Annotated in this window: 10 protein-coding genes; all 10 read right to left on the minus strand. The window is 76.1% G+C overall.

From position 1 onward, the window contains the following. Positions 1-39: 39 nt before the first annotated feature. Positions 40-1,224: a cytochrome P450 gene (locus ACFCY1_RS20185; RefSeq protein WP_074006452.1), complete on the minus strand. Its 1,185-nt coding sequence runs from the start codon at positions 1,222-1,224 to the stop codon at positions 40-42. Beyond that, complete coding sequence (locus tag ACFCY1_RS20190; protein WP_241853240.1) at positions 1,224-2,003, minus strand: thioesterase II family protein; 780 nt, start codon at positions 2,001-2,003, stop codon at positions 1,224-1,226. Before ACFCY1_RS20190 ends, ACFCY1_RS20185 begins: the two co-directional genes overlap by 1 nt. Continuing rightward, the gene (locus tag ACFCY1_RS20195; RefSeq protein WP_375875437.1) at positions 2,000-3,754 is read right to left on the minus strand and encodes a non-ribosomal peptide synthetase; all 1,755 of its coding nucleotides are present in this window, start codon (positions 3,752-3,754) and stop codon (positions 2,000-2,002) included. Before ACFCY1_RS20195 ends, ACFCY1_RS20190 begins: the two co-directional genes overlap by 4 nt. A gap of 9 nt (positions 3,755-3,763) precedes the next feature. Then, positions 3,764-8,206: an amino acid adenylation domain-containing protein gene (locus tag ACFCY1_RS20200; RefSeq protein WP_375875438.1), complete on the minus strand. Its 4,443-nt coding sequence runs from the start codon at positions 8,204-8,206 to the stop codon at positions 3,764-3,766. A gap of 32 nt (positions 8,207-8,238) precedes the next feature. After that, positions 8,239-12,966: an amino acid adenylation domain-containing protein gene (locus ACFCY1_RS20205; protein WP_375875439.1), complete on the minus strand. Its 4,728-nt coding sequence runs from the start codon at positions 12,964-12,966 to the stop codon at positions 8,239-8,241. 123 nt (positions 12,967-13,089) lie between these two features. Further along, positions 13,090-14,352 (minus strand): glutamate synthase-related protein, encoded by a 1,263-nt coding sequence (locus tag ACFCY1_RS20210; RefSeq protein ID WP_375875440.1) that lies wholly within the window; start codon positions 14,350-14,352, stop codon positions 13,090-13,092. Beyond that, positions 14,349-15,341: an asparagine synthetase A gene (locus tag ACFCY1_RS20215; RefSeq protein ID WP_074006450.1), complete on the minus strand. Its 993-nt coding sequence runs from the start codon at positions 15,339-15,341 to the stop codon at positions 14,349-14,351. Before ACFCY1_RS20215 ends, ACFCY1_RS20210 begins: the two co-directional genes overlap by 4 nt. A 121-nt stretch (positions 15,342-15,462) precedes the next feature. Beyond that, positions 15,463-16,809: a methylaspartate mutase gene (locus tag ACFCY1_RS20220; protein WP_375875441.1), complete on the minus strand. Its 1,347-nt coding sequence runs from the start codon at positions 16,807-16,809 to the stop codon at positions 15,463-15,465. A gap of 41 nt (positions 16,810-16,850) precedes the next feature. Beyond that, complete coding sequence (locus tag ACFCY1_RS20225) at positions 16,851-17,303, minus strand: cobalamin B12-binding domain-containing protein (RefSeq protein ID WP_049658201.1); 453 nt, start codon at positions 17,301-17,303, stop codon at positions 16,851-16,853. Between the two features lie 155 nt (positions 17,304-17,458). Further along, positions 17,459-18,751, minus strand: a complete 1,293-nt coding sequence (locus ACFCY1_RS20230; RefSeq protein ID WP_117486798.1) for a helix-turn-helix domain-containing protein — start codon at positions 18,749-18,751, stop codon at positions 17,459-17,461. Positions 18,752-18,753: the final 2 nt, after the last annotated feature.

Raw genomic sequence — 18,753 nt, forward strand, 5'->3', positions numbered from 1 at the left:
CCGCCTGCCGGCTCGACACCCGACTCGGCACCCGGCGGTTCAGCGCGGGGTGAGGCGGACCGGGAAGCGGTCCAGGCCGAAGTTGATGATCGAGCGGTTGTGGACGACCGGCCCGGTCTGCTCGATCACGGCGACGCGCTCCAGCAGCGCCGTGAACAGGCCGCCGAGTTCGGCCTTGGCCAGCGGCGCGCCGACGCAGTAGTGGGCGCCGAGGCCGAGCGCGAGGTGCTTGTTGGGGGCGCGGTCGAGCAGGATCTCCTCGGGCCGGTCGAAGGCCTCCGGGTCCCGGTTGGCGGACCAGACCCAGACCGCGACCCGGTCGCCGCGCCGGATGGTGCGCCCGTCGAGCTCGGTGTCCCGGCTCGCGGTGCGCAGGGTGTGCAGCCCGACCGAGGTCCAGCGCAGGAGTTCGTCCAGCGCCGAGTCCATGCCGACCTCGCCGCGCTGGAGCCTCCGCCACAGCTCGGGGTGCCGGACCAGGGTGTACAGGCCCATCGCGGCGGTGTGGCGGACGGTCTGGACGCCGCCGACCACGATGTTGTCCAGGTTGAGGACGACGTCCTCGATCGGCAGCAGCCTCCCGCCGACCCGGTAGGTGGCCATCATGCTGATCAGGTCGTCGCGCGGGTCGCTGCGTCGCAGCATCACCTGGTGCAGCAGGTACGGGATGAGCTGCTGGTGGCCGGCCCGGCGCTCCTCGGGGGTGCGGCCGAGGAACGCGACGTCGCAGACCCGCTCGACCATCTCGCGGTCGCCCTCGGGGACGTCCAGCAGGTCGCACATGACGGACAGCGGCAGCGCGGAGACCGCGTCGACGAGGTCCACCTCGCCCAGTTCGACGGCCCGGTCGACGATCGAGGCGGCGAGTCCGGCGATGCCCCGGGCGGCCCCGCGCACGGCGCCGGGCGAGAAGAACGGGTTGGCGGGGGCGCGCAGTTCGCGGTGCCGGGGCGGGTCGGTGAGGGCCATCATCCGGCCGGAGCCGACCGGGACGTTGCCCTCGCCGGCGCCTAGCAGCGAGCCCTGCTCGGAGCTGTAGACGGCAGCGTTGCGCAGCACCTCGGCGGAGTGCCGGTAGGAGAGCACCGACCAGACCGGCCCGTCGTCGACGGTGTCGGTGCGGTGGACGGCGGACTCCCGGCGCAGCTCCGCGACCAGCGCGGGGGTGTCGGGCCGGGCCCAGAGGTCGGGGTCGGTGAGGTCGACCGCGGTGGTGGTGGGCATCAGTGCTCCGTCCGGGACAGGTGCGCGGCACCGGGCCGCGCGATGAGGGAGGTCAGCAGGTCGACCGGGCCGGGCCCGTCGACGGTGGCGAGCAGGTGGCCGCCGGGGACGACGTGGTGGCCGGAGCCGCCACTGGTGTGGGCGGCCCAGCCTTCGAGGCCGCCGACGGCCAGGAGCGGGTCCTCGGCGCCGACGACGGTGTGCAGGGCGGAGCCGATCGGCGGGTGCGGACGGGGCCGGTAGGTGTCGACCACGTCCAGGTCGGTGCGGATGCCGCGCAGCGCGTGCTCCTTCAACTCGGCTTCTCCTTCGACGAGTTGTCCCATTCCGGCGAGGCGCAGCAGCTCGTCGGCGGTGTACTGGGGGCGGTCCGCCCCGGCCCAGGCGGCGGGCGGCGAGGCGGAGGCGGCGACGACCAGTTCGGGCCGCCGCCCGGCCGGCAGCGCCCGGGCGGCCTCGTAGCCGAGCAGGGCGCCGAAGCTCTGCCCGTAGAAGCCGAACCGCCCGGTCAGGTGCGGGCCGAGGGCCTCCAGGACGGCGTCGACCAGCAGGTCGAAGCTCGCGGGCATCGGGTGGCCGAGCCGGCCGCCGCGGGCCGGCGGGCGCACCGCCCAGACCTCGGCCACCGGGGCGAGGGCGCGGGCCAGCGGGGTGTAGGCGGTGGCGTCGCCCCCGGCGTGCGGGAAGCAGAACAGCCGGTACGGGCTCCGCGGTTGGGGCACGGGGACGAACAGCCAGTCCCCTTCGACGCGGGGCCGCACCCGCAGGGCGGTGGTCATGCGCCGGCCGCCCGGGCACGGGCGGTCAGGGCGGGCCGGGGGGCGGCGGTGCCGGCCGCGACGGCCTGTTCGACGGTGGCGGTGAAGGCGGCCAGGTCGGCCGAGTCGAGCAGGTGGCGCAGCTGGAGTTCGATGCCGAGGCGGCGGCGCAGCAGGTGGACGACCCGCAGTGCGGCGATGGAGTGGCCGCCGAGCGAGAAGAAGTCGTCGGTGGGCCGGAGGCCGGTGACGCCGAGCACGGTGCCCCAGACCTCGGCGACCTGCCCGGCCAGTCCGCCGGCGCCCGACTCCGCGGCGGAGGCGGAGGCGGCGGGGGCGGGAGCGGGGGCGGGCAGCGCCGCCAGGTCGACCTTGCCGTTCGGGGTGAGCGGCAGGGCGTCCAGCACGGTGATCACCGAGGGCACCAGGTGGGCGGGCACGGTGGCCCGCAGCCGCTCGGTCAGCTCGGCGGCGGTGACGGCGCCGGTGACGTAGCCGGCCAGCCGGCGGTCGCCGGGGGCGGGCTCGTGGACGGTGACGGCGGCGGCCCGGACGCCCGCCAGCCGGGCCAGGGCGTGCTCGACCTCGCCGAGCTCGACCCGGTAGCCGCGCAGCTTGACCTGGCGGTCCACCCGGCCGACGTACTCCAGCCGGCCGCCCTCGCCGCGCCGGGCCTGGTCGCCGGTGCGGTACATCCTCTCCCCCGCGGCGACCGGGTCGGCGACGAAGCGTTCGGCGGTCAGTCCGGGCCGGCCGAGGTAGCCGTGGGCGAGGCCGGGACCGGCCAGGTAGAGCTCGCCGACGACGCCGTCGGGGACGGGGGCGAGCTTCTCGTCCAGCAGGTGCAGGCGCACCCCGGGCAGCGGCGCGCCCAGGTGCGGTCCGGGGCCGCTGATCGGCGCGGTGACGGCGTCGACGGTGCACTCGGTGGGCCCGTACAGGTTGAGCGCGTCGACGCCGCCGTCGGCCAGCTCGCGCCAGGTGCGCTCGGGGACGGCCTCGCCGCCCATGAACAGCCGCGGCACCCGGGCGCCGGCCAGCGGCTCGCGCAGCAGCTCCCAGTGCGAGGGGGTCAGGTCGAGGTCGGTGACGGCGTGCTCGGCCAGCAGGGCGGCCACCCGGGCCGGGTCGGCGCGGTGCTCCTCGCCGATCACCAGGACGGTGTCGCCGCGGCAGATCCGGGCCCACTGCTGGACGGAGGCGTCGAAGGAGACGCTGGCGTTCCAGCCGACCACGCCGGGCTCGGCGCGGTAGGCGCCGCTCGCCTCCAGGGCCGTGACCAGGGCGGCGACGGCGCCGCGCGGCACCTCGACGCCCTTGGGGCGGCCGGTGGAGCCGGAGGTGTAGATGACGTACGCCGGGTCCAGCGGGTGGGCGTGCTCGGGCAGTTCGGGCCCGTCGGCGGCGGCGTCCGGGCGCAGCACCGGCACCCCGTCGGCCGCCGGGAGGCCGTCGGCGCTGATCAGGGCCGCGAGGCGGGCGTCGGCGGCCATGTGGGCGAGCCGCTCGGCGGGGTAGGCCGGGTCGAGCGGGACGTAGGCAGCGCCGGCCCGCCAGACGGCGAGCAGGGCGACCGGCAGGTCGGCGGTGCGGGCGAGGTGGACGCCGACCCGGTCGCCGCGGCCGACGCCGCGCTCGCGCAGAGCGCGGGCCAGGGCGGCGGTGCGGCGGTCGAGTTCGGCGAAGTCCAGGCGGTCGGCGCCGGCCAGGACGGCGGTGCGCCCGGGGTGGGCGGCGACGGTGTCGCGCAGGCGGTCCAGCAGATCGGTCATGACGGCTCCTCAGGACTCTCGGGCGGCGGCGGCCATGGTGTGCAGGGCGGCGGCGTAGGTGTCGATGAACTGCTCGGCGGTGTGGTCGGCGACCAGCGAGCGCTGGTGGTCCACGGCGAGCAGCACCCGCTGCGTGACCGGGTCCTGGATGACCGAGGCGCCGAAGGCGAAGCTGTTGGGTTCGTGGCGCAGGGTCGGCTCGGTGCCGATCCGGCCGTCCACGATGCGGGCCGAGCTGAGCCGGCCGAGGGCGTGGAAGCGCAGGTAGCCGAACTGGCTGTCCAGCGCGGTGTCGGTCATCAGCCGGGCGAGGCGGGCGAAGGGCACCCGGCGGTGCGGCATCATGTCCAGCTCCTCGCGGTGGACCTCGCGGACCAGGGCGAGCAGGTCGTCGGTGGGTTCGCAGCTCAGCGGGACGGTGTTGAGGAACAGCCCGTACACCTCGGTGCCGCCGAGCCGTTCCAGCCGGCCGTTGACGGCCAGGCCGGTGGTGACGCGCCGACGCCCGGTGACGGCGGCGAGGGCGTGCAGGTGGGCGGCGAGCGCCACCGACTTGACCGGCACGCCGAGCGCGTCGGCGACGTCGCGCAACTGCCCGGGCGCCTCCGGCAGCACCCGTTCGACGGTGCGCGGCGCCTCGTGCACGGACTCGCTGCCGGGGAAGGACTGGCCGCTGACGCCGTCCAGCCGCTCGCGCCAGTAGGCGAGTGAGCGCTCGTCCCCGGCGGCCTGCCGTTCGACGGCCACGAAGTCGCGGAAGGCGGTGCGCGGCGGCGGGGCGGGCGCGCCGAGCGGGTCCTCGGCGAGCGCGGTGTGGCGTTCCAGGATCTCGGTGAGCAGCGAGGTGAAGCTCCAGCCGTCGAGGATCGCGTGGTGCTCGGAGACGGTGAGCTGGAAGGCGTCCTCGGCGAGGCGCTGCACGGTGATCCGGAACAGCGGCGGCGCGGTGAGGTCGAAGGGCGTCCACCGGTGGGTGTCGAACACCTCGCGGATCGCGGTGTCCTGGTCCTCCTCGGCGGCGCCGCGCAGGTCGGCGAACTCGACGGGGGCGGGCAGCCGGCCGTGGACGAGCTGCAGCGGTTCGCCGTAGCCGGACAGGTCCAGGCCGGTGCGCAGCACGGCGTGGCGGTCCATGGCCTCGGCGACGGAGCGGCGGAAGGCCTGCTCGTCGAGGTCGCCGGAGATCTTGTAGGAGTTGACGTTGTGGTAGCTGTCGGTGCCGCCGGCGATCTCCATGTGGAAGACCATGGAGAGCTGCATGGACACCATCGGGTAGGCGTCGACCAGGCCGGGCGGCAGGTCGGCGCGGTCCTCGGGGGTGACCAGGGCGAAGGGCTCGTGGGCGTCCGGGCCCTGCGTGACGGGCTCGGCGAGCGGCAGCAGGGCGGCGACGGTGGGGGCGTTGAAGACGTCCCGCAGGCTCAGCCCCCAGCCGCGCTCGTGCAGCGCGCCGGCCAGCTGGACGGCCCGGATGGAGTCGCCGCCGAGGTGGAAGAAGTCGTCGTGGACGCCGATGCCGTCCACCCCGAGGACCTCCGTCCAGACGGCGGCGAAGGCCTCCTCCTCCGGGGTGCGCGGCTCGACGTGCCGGCCTCCGGTGGCGGTGGCGCGCTGGCCGGGGGCGGGCAGCGCGGCGCGGTCCACCTTGCCGTTGACGGTCAGCGGCAGCGACTCCAGCACGGTGAAGCTCGCCGGGACCATGTACGGGGGCAGCGAGCGGCCGAGGAAGGCGCGGACGTCGGCGGGCTCGCGTCCGGTGACGTACGCGGCGAGGCGGTCCTCGTGCACGGTGACGACGCAGGCGTCCACGTCCGGGTGGGCGGCGAGCGCGTTCTCGATCTCGCCGAGCTCGATCCGGAAGCCGCGCAGCTTGACCTGGAAGTCGGCGCGCCCGATGTACTCCAGCCCGCCGCCGGGCAGCCGCCGGGCGACGTCGCCGGTGCGGTAGAGCCGGGCCCCGGGCGGGCCGTACGGGTCGGCGACGAAGCGCCCGGCGGTGAGGCCGGGGCGGCCCCAGTAGCCGTGGGCGAGGCTGCCGCCGCCGATGTACAGCTCGCCGGCCGCGCCGGGCGGCACCGGCCGGAGCCAGTCGTCCAGGACCTGGGCGCTCAGGTGCGGCATCGGCGTGCCGATCAGGCTGCGCTCGAAGCCGGCGCTGCCGGCCAGGTCGTGGGTGGTGACGTGGACGGTGGTCTCGGTGATGCCGTACAGGTTGCACAGCCGGGCCGGGGGCGGCGGGTCGAGTTCGAACCAGCGCTGGACGACGGCCGGGTCCAGCGCCTCCCCGCCCAGCATGATCCACTTCAGTGCGGGCAGGGCGCGCGGGCTGCGCCGCAGCACCGGCTCCAGCTGGCGCAGCGCCGAGGGGGTCAGGCAGAGGTACGAGACCTCCTCCTCCGCCAGCAGCTCGGCGAACTCCTCCGGCGAGCGGCTGGTCACGTACGGGACGACGACCAGGCGGGCGCCGTGCAGCAGGGCGCCCCACATCTCCCAGACCGTCCAGTCGAAGGCGTAGCTGTGGAAGAGCGTCCAGGTCTCCTGGGGGCCGAAGCCGAAGTGCCGCTCGCCGTCCGCCATCAGCCGGCTGACGTGCTCGTGGGCGACGGCGACGCCCTTGGGACGGCCGGTGGAGCCGGAGGTGAAGATGACGTAGGCGACGTCGCCGGGGCGGCCGGCGGCCGGCGGGCGGGTGTCGGGGCGGGCGGCCAGGTCGGCGGCCTCGGCGGTCAGGTCGTAGGCCTGCCAGGGGCCTTCGGGCACCAGGTCCGGGCGGTCGGTGACGACCAGGGCGACGCCGGTGTCGCCGAAGACCAGCGCGGCGCGGTCGGCGGGGGCGGCCAGGTCGACGGGCACGTAGGCGGCGCCGGTCTTGAGCACGCCGAGGACGGTGACCAGGACGTCGGCGGTGCGGTCCAGCAGCATGCCGACGCGGTCGCCGGGGCCGGCGCCGCGGGCGCGCAGGGCGTGCGCGAGGCGGTTGGCCCGGCGGTCGAGTTCGGCGTAGCCCAGGGTGCGGTCGGGGTCGCTGACGGCGGGCCGGTCGGGGTGGGCGTCGGCGGCCCGTTCGAACAGGTGGTGCAGGCAGTGGCCGGGGGTGTCGGTGGCCGCGGCCCCCTCGGCGGGGCGGGTGGTCAGCCGCAGCACGGTGGCGTCGGGGTCGTCCAGGGCCGCGGCGAGCAGGGCGTCGAACTCGGCGGCCAGCCGGCGGACGGTCTGCGGGTCGAACAGTTCGCTGCGGTACTCGGCCTCGCCGCGCAGCTCTCCGCCGTCTCCCCCGTCGAAGACGGACCAGGTGAGGTCGAACTTGCTGGTGCCGTTGGAGCGCACCCGGCTGCGGGCGGTGGCCGCCGGGCCGAGCGCCAGCGGGGTGCGGTCCTCGCCGTGGGCGCCGAACACCACCTGGACCAGCGGCGGGTGCTGGGCGCTGCGGGCGGCGCCGAGCCGGTCGACGATCTGGTCGAAGGGCAGGTCGAGGTAGCCGTACGCCTCGAAGGCGACGTCCTGGACGTGCTCCAGCAGGTCCCGGAAGCTCAGCGCGGGCGCGAGCCGCAGGCGCAGCGGCAGCAGGTTGACGAAGTAGCCGAGCAGGTGCTCCAGTTCGGGCCGGTCGCGGGTGGTGACCGGGGTGCCGACCACCAGGTCGTCGGCGCCGGTCCAGCGGTTCAGCAGCAGGGCGAAGGCGGCCAGTTGGACGGTGAACGGGGTGACGCCCTCGGTCTCGGCCAGGGCGCGGACCCGCGCCGCCGCCCCCGGGGCGAGGTCGAACCCCTCGGTGCGGCCGGCCGCGCCGCGCTCGGCGGGCCGGGGCCGGTCGGTGGGCAGCTCCAGCAGCGCGGGGGCGCCGTCCAGCTGCTCCTTCCAGTAGGTCAGGTGCTCCTCGTAGGAGGTGCCGAGCTCCTCCTCGGCGCGGTCGGCGTACTGCACGGTCAGCTCGGGCAGTTCGGGCTCCCGGCCGCGCAGCGCCGCGTCGTACAGCTCGGCGAGTTCGCGCTCGAAGACCTCGGCGGACCAGCCGTCCCAGACGATGTGGTGAACGGTGAACAGCACGGTGGTGCGCTCGTCCTCGAGCCGGAAGGCCTCGGCGCGCAGCAGCGGGCCGGCCGCCAGGTCGAAGGGCTCGGCGCAGCGGGCGGCGAGCAGCTCCTCCAGGCGCGCGGCCCGGTCGGGGAGGTCCCGCAGATCGGTCTCCGCGAGCGGCACGGCGAGCCGGTGGTGCACGTGCTGGCGGGGGCCGTCGGGGTGCAGCGCGAAGGTGGTGCGCAGGGTCTCGTGCCGGGCGGTGACGGCGTCCAGCGCCCGTCGGAGCAGCGCGAGGTCGAGCGGGCCGGTGACGTCGAGGGTCCAGGGGGTGCAGTAGGTGACGGCCTTCGGGTCGAGGCGGTCGAGGAACCAGAGGCCGCGTTGCAGCCCGGAGACGGGCGCGGTGCGCGCCGGGTGGTCGGACGGGCTCACGGCCTCGTTCCCTTCGTGTGCGGTGCGGCCGGTCACCGGGCGGCCAGCCGTTCGGCGATGGCGCTCACGGTCCGGGCCCGGAACACCAGTTGCGGGGGGACGCGGCTGCCGGTCTCCCGGGACAGCCGCATCGCGACCCGGACGGCGGCCAGCGAGTTGCCGCCGATCCGGAAGAAGTTGTCCTCGCGGCCGACCTCGGCGAGGTCGAGCACCTCGCGCACCGCCTCGGCGACCAGGCGTTCGGCCTCGGTCAGCGGGTCGGCGGCCTCGTCCGCCGTCGCGTCCTCGTCGGAGGCGGCCGGGCGCCCGGCGGGGGTGGGCAGCGCCTTGCGGTCCACCTTGCCGTTGTGGTTGAGCGGCAGCGCGTCCAGGACGTCCAGGGTCGCGGGCAGCATGTGCTCGGGCAGCAGGCCGGCCAGGTGGTCGAGCAGGGCGTCCGGGCCGGGGGCGCCGGCGGCGACGGTGACGTAGGCGGCGAGCCGGCGGTCGCCGGGGGCGGGCTCGTGGACGGCGACGGCGGCCTCCCGGACGGCCGGGTGGCGGGTGAGCGCGTCCTCGATCTCGCCGGGTTCGACCCGGAAGCCCCGGATCTTGACCTGGTCGTCGATCCGGCCGGTGACCTCCAGCAGGCCCTCGGCGGTGCGGTGGCCGAGGTCGCCGGTGCGGTAGAGGCGCTCGCCGGGGGCGCCGTACGGGGAGGCGACGAAGCGTTCGGCGGTCAGGCCGGGCCGGCCGAGGTAGCCGTGGGCGAGGCCGCCGCCGGTGGCGTACAGCTCGCCGGTCACCCCGGGCGCGACGGGGCGCAGCCGCTCGTCCAGGACGAGGACGCCCTTGCCGTGCAGCGCGACGCCGATCGGGATGGAGCCGCCGGCCGCGTCGGCGGGGCCGACCCGGTGGCAGGTGGTCAGCCCGAGGCTCTCCACCGGGCCGTAGCCGTTGGCGACGACCAGCCCCGGGTAGGCCTCCAGGGCCTTGGCGACATGGGTGGTGGAGGCCCGCTCGCCGGCCGTGAAGGCGAGCTTCAGGCCGTCGTAGGTCTCCGGGAACTCCTCCAGCAGGAAGTTGAACAGGCTGGCGGAGAGCTGGAGTTGGGTGACGCCGTGGCGGCGGGTCAGCTCGGCGACGGTCTGCGGGTCGGGGCGCTGGCCGGGCTGGAGGACGCAGGTGCCGCCGAAGCAGAGCGCGCCGTACAGCTCCAGCGCGAAGGCGTCCCAGGAGACCGGCGAGCACTGCAGCCAGACCTCGTCGGGGCCGAAGCGGGCGTAGTCCTGGCCGAGGTAGGTGGTGGTGAGCGCGCGGTGCGGGACGGCGACGCCCTTGGGGCGGCCGGTGGAGCCGGAGGTGAACATCACGGTGGCGAGGTCGGCGCCGTCGACCGGCAGGCCGAGGTCGTGGGCCGGATACCGGGCCAGGTCGGCGGCCGAGGCGTCCAGGTCCACCTGGCCGGGGACGGCGAACGGCACGGTGGCGCGCCGGTGGGTGACCACCGTGGCGGCGCCGGTGTCGGCGACGGCGCCGGCCAGCCGCTCGGCCGGGAAGTCCGGGTCGAGCAGGGTGTACGCGGCGCCGGTCTTGAGGGCCGCCAGCAGGGCGGTGACCAGCTCCGGCCCGCGCTCGGTCAGCACGGCGACGGTGTCGCCGCGGCCGATGCCCCGGCCCGCCAGGTGGCGGGCGAGCCGGTTCGCGGCGGCGTTCAACTCGCCGTACCCGACGGTCCGTTCGCCGGACACCAGGGCGACGGCGCCCGGCTCGCGGGCGGCCCGCGCCTCGAACAGGGCGTGCACCGGCACCTCGACGGCGGCGGCCAGGGTGCCCAGCCACTCCTCGCACAGGCCGGCCATGGTGGCCGGGTCGAAGAGGTCGCTGTCGTACTCGAAGCGGCCGGTGAAGCCGGTGCCGAGGTCGTCCACCGAGACGGACAGGTCGAAGCGGGAGACCGGGTTGGAGTGCAGGGAGCGGGTGACGGCGTGCCCGCCGACCGTGAACGGCCGGGGGTCCAGCGGGTGCAGCTCCAGCAGCACCTGGCAGAGCGGGTTGCGGTCCTCGGGGCGCTCGTCGAGCACGGCGTTCGCGATGTCGTCGAAGGGCACCTCCTGGTGCCGGTAGCCGCCGATCGACACCTCGCGCACGTGCCGGACCAGCTCGCGGAAGGAGGCGCCGTCCTCCAGCTTCAGCCGCAGCGGCAGCAGGTTGACGAAGTAGCCGATCAGGCCGTCGAGTTCGGCCCGGCCGCGGGCGTTCACCGGCGAGCCGAGGACCAGGTCGCGCTGGCCGGAGCGGCGGTGCAGGGTGAGCGCCAGCCCGGCCAGCAGCACCATGAACGGGGTGGCGTCCTCGCTGCGGGCGAGCGCCCGGACGGCCTCGGCCACCGGGCCGGGCATGGCGAAGCGGTGGAAGGCGCCGCGGAAGGCCTGCTCCTCGGGGCGGGGGCGGTCCGGCGCCAGCGCGTCGGTGGTCGGCGCGTCGCGCAACTGCTCGCGCCAGTAGTCGAGTTGCTTCTCCACGGTGTCGTCCTGGTACTGCCAGGCGGCGTAGTCGCCGTACTGGACGGCGAGTTCCGGCAGCTCGGCCGGGCGGCCCTCGGCCAGCGCGGCGTACAGCTCCTGGAGTTCGGCCTCCAGTACGGGCAGCGAGCCCTCGTCCCAGACGATGTGGTGGAGGAGCAGCAGCAGCGTGGTCGCCCCGCCGGCCCGGAAGACCCGGGCCCGCACCAGCGGTCCCCGCGCCAGGTCGAAGGGCTCCAGCGCGGCCTCGGCGACCAGCTCGTCCACCCGGTCGGCGGTGGTCTCGGTGAGCGTGAACGGCAGCTCCACGGAGGGGTGGACGACCTGGCGCGGGCCGTCCTCGGCGAGCTCGAAGGTGGTCCGCAGGCTCTCGTGCCGCTCCACCACCCCCGCCAGCGCCCGCCGCAGCAGCCCGGGGTCGACCGGCCCGGAGAAGCGGAACACCCAGGGCACCACGTAGGTCGGCGCGTCCGGGTTCCACTGGTCGAGGAACCACAGGCCGCGCTGGAACTTCGACAGCGGGGCCTCGGCGGCGCCCGAGCGCACCGGGGCCGGGCGCGCGCCGCCGGTCGCGGAGGTCACCGCGGCGGCGAACCCGGCCAGGGTCGGCGCGTCGAAGATGGTGTACGGCGACACCATGCCGAAGACGTCGAAGACCCGGCCCACCACCCGGACGGCGGTCAGCGAATCGCCGCCCAGGTGGAAGAAGTTGTCGTCGGCGCCGACCTCCGGCACCCCGAGCACGTCCGCCCAGACCGCCGCGATCAGCTGCTCGGCGGGGGTGCGCGGCGGGCGGCCGGCCGCCCTGCCCTCCGGCGCGGTCCGCGGCTCGGGCAGCGCCGCGCGGTCCACCTTGCCGCCGGCCGTCAGCGGGAAGGCCTCCAGCGCGGTGAGCGTCGCCGGGACCATGTGCTCGGGCAGCCGCTCGGCCAGCCAGGCCCGGGCCTCGGCGTACCCCGGCGCGGCGCCGGTGACGTACGCGGCCAGCCGGCCCTCGTGCGCCACCACCACGCAGCCGGTGACGCCGGGGTGGCCGGCCAGCACCTGCTCGACCTCCCCGGGCTCGACCCGGAAGCCGCGGATCTTCACCTGGTGGTCGGTGCGGCCGAGGAACTCCAGCGGGCCCTCCCCGGTGGCTCGGCGCACCAGGTCGCCGGTGCGGTACATCCGGGCACCCCCGGGGCCGTCCGGGTCCGCGAACGGGTCGGCGACGAAGCGGCCGGCGGTCAGGCCCGGGCGGCCGAGGTAGCCGGAGGCCAACAGCGGCCCGCCGACGTACAGTTCGCCGGCCTCGCCGGGCGGCACCGGCCGCAGCCGCTCGTCGAGCACGTGCAGCAGGCGCCCGCCGACGGCGGTGCCGATCGGCACCCGGGCGCCCGGCTGCTCCTGCCCGCCGTCGAGCCGGTGGACGGTGGCGGTGACCACCGTCTCGGTCGGACCGTACGCGTTCAGCAGCGGCACCCCGGTCGCCGCCCACCAGGCGGCGGCGGTGGCCGGCTCCAGCTTGTCGCTGCCGGAGACCATCAGCCGCAGGGTGCGCGGCACCCTGCCGCCCAGCGCCGCCACCACGTCCTGGAAGTAGCCCGCGGCCAGGTTGGCGACGGTGACGCCCTCGGCGTCCAGCAGTTCCAGCAGCGCGGCCGGGGCGAGCAGCCGCTGCTCCGGCAGGACCAGGCAGGCCCCGGCGGACAGCGCGCCGAGCACCTGCTCCACGGCCACGTCCACGGTCGGACGGGCGAACTGCAGCACCACGTCCCGCTCGGTCAGGCCGAGGGCCTCGACCACACCGGCCAGGTGGCCGGTCAGGGCCGCGAGCGGGACGTGCACGCCCTTGGGGCGGCCGGTGGTGCCGGAGGTGTAGATGACGTAGCCGGCGCCCGCGCCCGCACCCGTCCCGTCGCCGAGCTCGGTGAGCTCCTCGCCGTCGAGGGCGAGCCCGGCCCCGGCGTCCTCGACGATCCAGCGGTTGCGCTCCTCGGGCGCCTCCCGGTCCAGCGGCAGGTAGGTGGCACCCGCCCGCAGCGCCGCCAGCAGCGCGACCACGTGGTCCAGCCGGTCACGGCCGGTCACGGCGACCGTCCGGCCGGGGGCGAGCCGGGCGGCGAGGGCGGCGCTCAGTCCGTCCAGCTCCCGGTAGCCGACGGTCCGGGCCCCGGCCCGGACGGCCGGCCGCTCCGGGAAGCGCGCGACGGCGGAGGCGAACGGCGCGAATGCGGGCGCCGTGAATTCGACGGGAAAACCGCGAGAGGACATCATCCAGCCCCAGATCGTGAGAGGAATCGGCGAAGAAGGCGATAGGGGGATTACGAAGGCCCTATCGGCAGGACGGGCGGAAGGAAGTCGGCAGTTTCCTTCTGCCGCTTCCCGAGCAGGCCAGGGCTACCGGCCGAGGGGGATTCCGGAACTACCGGGGGACCAGACGTCCGCCTCTTCCAGGGCCTCCGGGGAGTACTTCCCGAGCGCGCTGATCAGCAGCCGGAGTTCCAGCGCCAGGCATTCCGCGAAACGGCGGAGCCCGGATTCCCGGTCCTCCGCGACGGCGAGCAGCGCCGCCCGTCCGAGGCCCACCGCGCGGGCCCCCAGCGCCAGGCTCTTGACCGCCCGGGCGCCCTCCCAGATCCGCCCGGAGACCAGCAGGGAGGGCGGCGGCACGACCGCCAGCCGGCGCAGGCACTCCGCGAGCGGCAGGCCGACGTGCGGCAGGAACACCCCCGGCGCCCAGCCGGTGCCGCCCTCCGCGCCGTCCACCACGACGGCGTCCGCCCCGGCCTCGTGCGCCACCCGGGCGGCCTCGGCCACGTCCCGGCCGGGGTAGAGCTTCACCCAGATCCGCACCCGCGGGTAGTTGTTGCGCATCAGCCGGATCTGCTGGCGCAGGATCTCCGCGGTGAAGGTGCCCGGGGTGGCGGCGCGCAGCACCCGCCCGTCGCCGAACAGCGGGTCGAGCCCGAAGCGGTCGCCGAGCGCGGCGGCGGCCTCCGCGTCCAGCACGGTCATCCCGCCCAGGCCCGGCTTGGCGCCCTGGCCGACCTTCAACTCGAAGGCCAGCCGCCCGGATTCGAGCAGCGGCAGGGCGGCCGGGTCGCTGTGGACGAGGTTCCACACCTCGGCGTCGGCGTCCTCGGTGCTCTGCTGGACGGCCACGCCGCCGAGCCCGTCCGGGAGTTCCTCGCCGTAGGCGCGCAGCCGGCCGAGCAGGGTGCGGTCGGCGGCCTCGCCGAGCCGGCCGTAGCCGTTGACCGGCACCACGTTCTCGCCGATCACCATCGGGATCCCGAGCGCCCCGGCCTGCCGGCTGAGGGCCAGTCCGAGGTCGCCGCCGGCCGCCCGGGTGGAGCCGGTCGCGGAGACGTACACCGGCAGCGCGGAGGCGAACCCGCCGATGGTGGTGGCGAGTTCGACGTCCCGGTAGTCGGGCTCGCGGCCCAGGTCGATCAGCTTGGCGAGCCGCTGCGGCAGGAACAGCGGCGGGACGATCCGCAGGGCGTCGAGGGCGTCGGACGGCTGTGCCTCCTCGGCCGCGCCAGCGCCGAACAGCACCCGCCCGTACTCCTCGGCGGGCGGGAACACCGCGGCCGCCCCGGCCCGGGCCCGCCGTCGGACCTCCTCCTCCGGGAACCCCGGTGCGGTCAGGTCGCTCATGGCGACACCACCCCGGCGACCTTGGGGAACGCGCTGGCCTGCCAGACGGCGTCCAACCCGGCGACGTACCGGGTGAGCCGCTCGACGCCGATGCCGAAGCCCGCGCTGGCCGGCACGCCCTCGCGCACCAGGTCCAGGTACCAGCGGTACTTCTGCGGGTTCTCGCCGGTCTCCCGCATCCGGGTGACGATCTCCGCGTAGTCGTTGGTGCGCTGGCTGCCGCTGCACAGCTCGCCGTAGCCCTCGGGCGCGAGCAGGTCGAAGTTCCGCAGCAGGCCCGGGTCCTGCGGGTGCTCGCGGTCGTAGAAGCCGCGCGAGCCCTTCGGGTAGTCGGTGACGAAGAACGGCCGGTCGCGCCGGGCCGACAGCAACGCCTCGCCCTCCCAGTCGAGTTCGGCGTCCAGGCTCTGCGGGTGCCCGATCCCGCGCAGTTCGGCGACCGCCTCGGCGTGCCGGACCCGGCCGAAGGAGCCCTTCAGCAGGTCGGCGAACGCCTGCGGGTCCCGGCCGAGTTCGGCGAACTCCTTGGGCAGCTCGCGCACCGTGCTGCCGACGATGTGCACCACCAGCTCCTCGGCCAGCCGGACGGCGTCGTCCCGGCTCGCGCCGGCCGCCTCCACGTCCAGCTGGTGGAACTCGGCCAGGTGCCGGCTCGTCCCGGCGGTCTCCAGCGGCTCCAGACGGACGTTCGGGGCGATGCAGAAGATCTTGTCGAAGGCGAGCAGCGAGGCCTGCTTGTACAGGATCGCGCTGGTCATCAGCTTGTAGCGGTGGCCGTAGAAGTCGATGTCCACCTGCTTGGAGCCGCGTGCGCCGGGGTCGGTGACCGGGCCGATGATCGGCGGCAGCAGCTCGGTGAAGCCCCGGCCGCGCAGGAACTCGCGGGCGGCGGACAGCAGGTGCTGCTGGATCCGCAGCGCGCTGCGGGTGGTCGGGTCGGTCAGGTGCCGGCCCGGATCGGTCGGGGGCAGGGGGGTGGCGTCGGGCATGGTCGGAGTCCTCTTCTCTCGGGGGGCCGTGGTCCGCCGTCGGGGGCGCGGGCGGTCGTCGGTGGTGGAGCGCCGGCCGGGCGGGACGGCTGGAGCGCGGGCGGCTCGGCGGGGCGGCGGCTCAGCGCGCGACGGGCAGGCCCCGGGCGGCGGACGCGGACGCGGAGGCGGCGGCATACCGGGCCCGGCCGTCGTAGCTCCGCTGGACGTGGGAGAGCGCGGCGAGCAGCCCGGCCGAGCCGGGGACCGGCGCGCGGCCGCGCTCGCCCAGCCCGGCGATCGGCATCGAGCCGACCGAGGACCAGTACAGCCGCCCGTCCGGGCCCAGCGCGCTGCGCGTCCGCCCGGCGTTGTCGGGGTGCAGGCAGTACGGCACGTCCAGGTAGCCGGCCGCGAACGCCCGTACCAGGGCCCGCCCGACGTCGGTGTCCAGGTCGAGCACCGCGCCGATCAGCGCCCTGGCCTCGGCCTCGATCCCGGTGTCCGGCGGCACGGCGGGACGGCGCTCGGACGCCGGGGGCCGGGCCCGCTCCGCCGTGGCGGCCGCGGCGGCGGCCTCCAGCGCCCGGACGTTCTCGGCGACGGTCGGGATGCGGTGCGCCTCGGCCGTGGTCTTGACGATCAGCCGGGCCGCGCCACCGCGCACCGCGAGCCGCGCCGCGTCCTCCAGCAGCAGCCGCGCACCGCCGGGCGAGCGCGGGTACACACCCATGTACGCGTACACCACCAGGTGCCAGTCGACGTCGGTGAGCAGTTCCCCCGCGATCCGGCCGAGCGCGGCCAGCGCCTCCTCGTCCTGGCGGGCGTCGGCCTGCTGGGCGTAGCTGAGCGAGATGCTGCGCAGCCCGTGCCGGCGGAAGAACAGCGCCTCCAGCACGCTGACGGCGATCAGCAGCGAGGGCGGGCAGAGCTGGCCCATCAGGCAGCCGCCGAACGTCTCCAGGTGCGGCTCGGCGCCGAACTCCCGGACGGAGGCCAGCAGTTCGCAGCCGCGACGCCAACGGGCCACCGCCTCGTGGAGCGGGGTGCGGCCGTACGGCAGGCAGTAGGAGACCGGTCCGCCCTCGGTGGCGTCCAGGCCCGCCGCCAGCAGCGCCTCGACGATCCGCTCCGGCGCGGCCGAGCCGTGCCGGACCTGCACCGGGAAGCCCGCGTCCGCGACCCCGCGCAGCACCGCCCGGGTGACCTCGACGGGGTGGGTGGCGATCGGGTAGCCGTTGAGGCCCGCCCCGGCGGCCAGGGCGCGCCGGGCGGCCGCGAGGTCGCCGGTGCGGGTGTAGCTGTCCAGGGTGATGGTGCCGACGGTGACGGCGGCCGCGCCCCGGGTGGCGAGCAGGCCCGCCCGCATCGGGGCCGCCTCCGCCATGCCCATCCGGGGCTGGACCACCAGCGCGCCGGCCTCGGCGGCCTGCGCCACGAACGCGCCGAAGCCCGTCCCGGCGGGGCCCGCCCGTTCAGGAACAGTCACCACGGGACCGGTCGCCGCGGGACCGGCCCCGGCGGGAGCCGTCACAGCAGCACCCCGGAGCGCAGTCCGCCGACGAAGGCGCGGAACCCGGCCACCGCGGCGCCGTCCTCGAAGACCGCGTCGAACCCGGCCGCCAGCAGCGCGCGTTCGCGGTCCGGGTCGTCGGCCCCGGCGATGCCGAGCTTGCCGCCGATGACGGTCGGGGTGCTCCGCAGCTCCGGGCAGGCGCGGAGGGCCTCGATCACCCGCAGGCCCTCCTGGTGGCCGTGCCCGTTGACGCTGCTGATCACGATCAGGTCCGGTTCGGCCCGGCGGCATTCGGAGAGCAGCAGCGCGTCCGGGACGCACGCGCCCAGGTTCGTCACCCGGTGGCCCATCTCCTCCAGCAGGAACTGGAGGTACACCAGGTTCCAGGTGTGCGAGTCCGAGGCCGTCGTCGTCACGACGACGTCCAGACCGCCCGGACCGTTCTGTTCGGCATTCCCGTGCTCCACGACTCCGCCCTCACCGGTAGTGATCCTCGATGGCGTTCCGTCGCGTTCTGCGCGGCGGCCCGGCCCCACGGAGAACGCTAGGAACGATCGGGCCCGGCAAGCGGCAGCTCCGGCGGCATTAAGCGGCAGAATGGGTCGGCCGGCGGCAGAACCGGTCAGCCGGCGGCCGCCAGCAGCGGGACGTCCCCGGCCGGCGCGAGCCGCGGCCCGGGCTCCTCCCGGACCAGCCGGCGGCACAGGTTGAGGACGGTGAAGCGCACGCCGTCCCGGGCGGGCACGCTGCGGATCAGCCCCCGCGACAGCAGCTCGTGCACCGTGGCCAGGCAGGTCTGCAGCGTCCAGCCGCTGCGGACCACCGCGTCCTCCCCCGACCAGTCCCCGGGCTCGTCCACCAGCACTTCCAGCAGGGCGCGCTGACGGTCCGTCAGGCGGAGGATCGCCGGCTCCAGGTCGTCCCGCAGGTCACCGCGCGCGCCGAACACCACCGGCGGCGCCGCCAGCGTGAACGGGACGGCCGCCAGCCCGGCCACCAGCTGGGCGGTGGAGCGCACCAGCGCCCAGCCCGCCGCCCGCTCCAACGCTCCCGGCAGGCCGTCCAGTCGGCGGCAGAGCTCCGCGACGGCGGGCGCCTCGGAGCGCTCCAGGGTGTAGCCGGGCCGCAGCCGGCACAGGTGCGAGAGCAGCAGCCGGACGGCCCCGACCTGCGCCAACGCCTCGGGCTCGGCGTCGAGTTCGGGGTCCGGTACGGGCAGCGGCGCGAGCGGGATGACCTGGCCGCCGGGCAGCGGCCGGGCCTCCCGGGCGGTGATCAGCACCCGCAGTCCGGGGCAGTGGCGGAACAGCCCGTCCAGCTGCCCGGCGTCCACCCCGCCGTCGGCGCCGTCCAGCACCAGCAGGGCGGGCCGCTCGCCGATGTCCCGGACGAGGTCGTCCAGCCGCCCGCGCCACGGGTGCGGGCCGCCGCCGCAGTCCACCCAGCGCACCGACCAGCGGACGGCCAGGTGCAGCCGGCGGGCCACCTCCAGGGCGAGCCGGGTCTTGCCCACCCCGCCGAGGCCGACCAGCGAGACCAGCCGGTCCCCGTGCACGGCGAAGGCGTCGGCCAGCACCTCGGCCTCCGCCTCCCGGCCGACGATCGCCCCGCGCGCCACCGGCGGGGCGGCCGGCTCGTCCCCCGGCTCGTCCGCGGCCTGCTGCCGGCGGGCGGCCTCCTCGAAGTCCGTCCGGCTGCGGCCCTCCAGCCGCAGCGCGTCCGCCAGCAGCCGGACGGTCTCGTTGCGGGGCCGTCGCACCCGGCCGCTCTCCATGTCCCGGATCGCCCGCACGCTCAGGGTCGCGTGATCCGCCAGGCACTGCTGGGTCAGCCCGATCCGCTCGCGCCGTAGCCGCAGCAGCTCGCCGAAACCCGCCGCCGTTCTCACCGCTTGCACCGACAGCCCGCCGTCCATGC

The sequence above is a fragment of the Kitasatospora sp. NPDC056273 genome, assembly GCF_042268845.1.
Lineage (GTDB): Bacteria > Actinomycetota > Actinomycetes > Streptomycetales > Streptomycetaceae > Kitasatospora.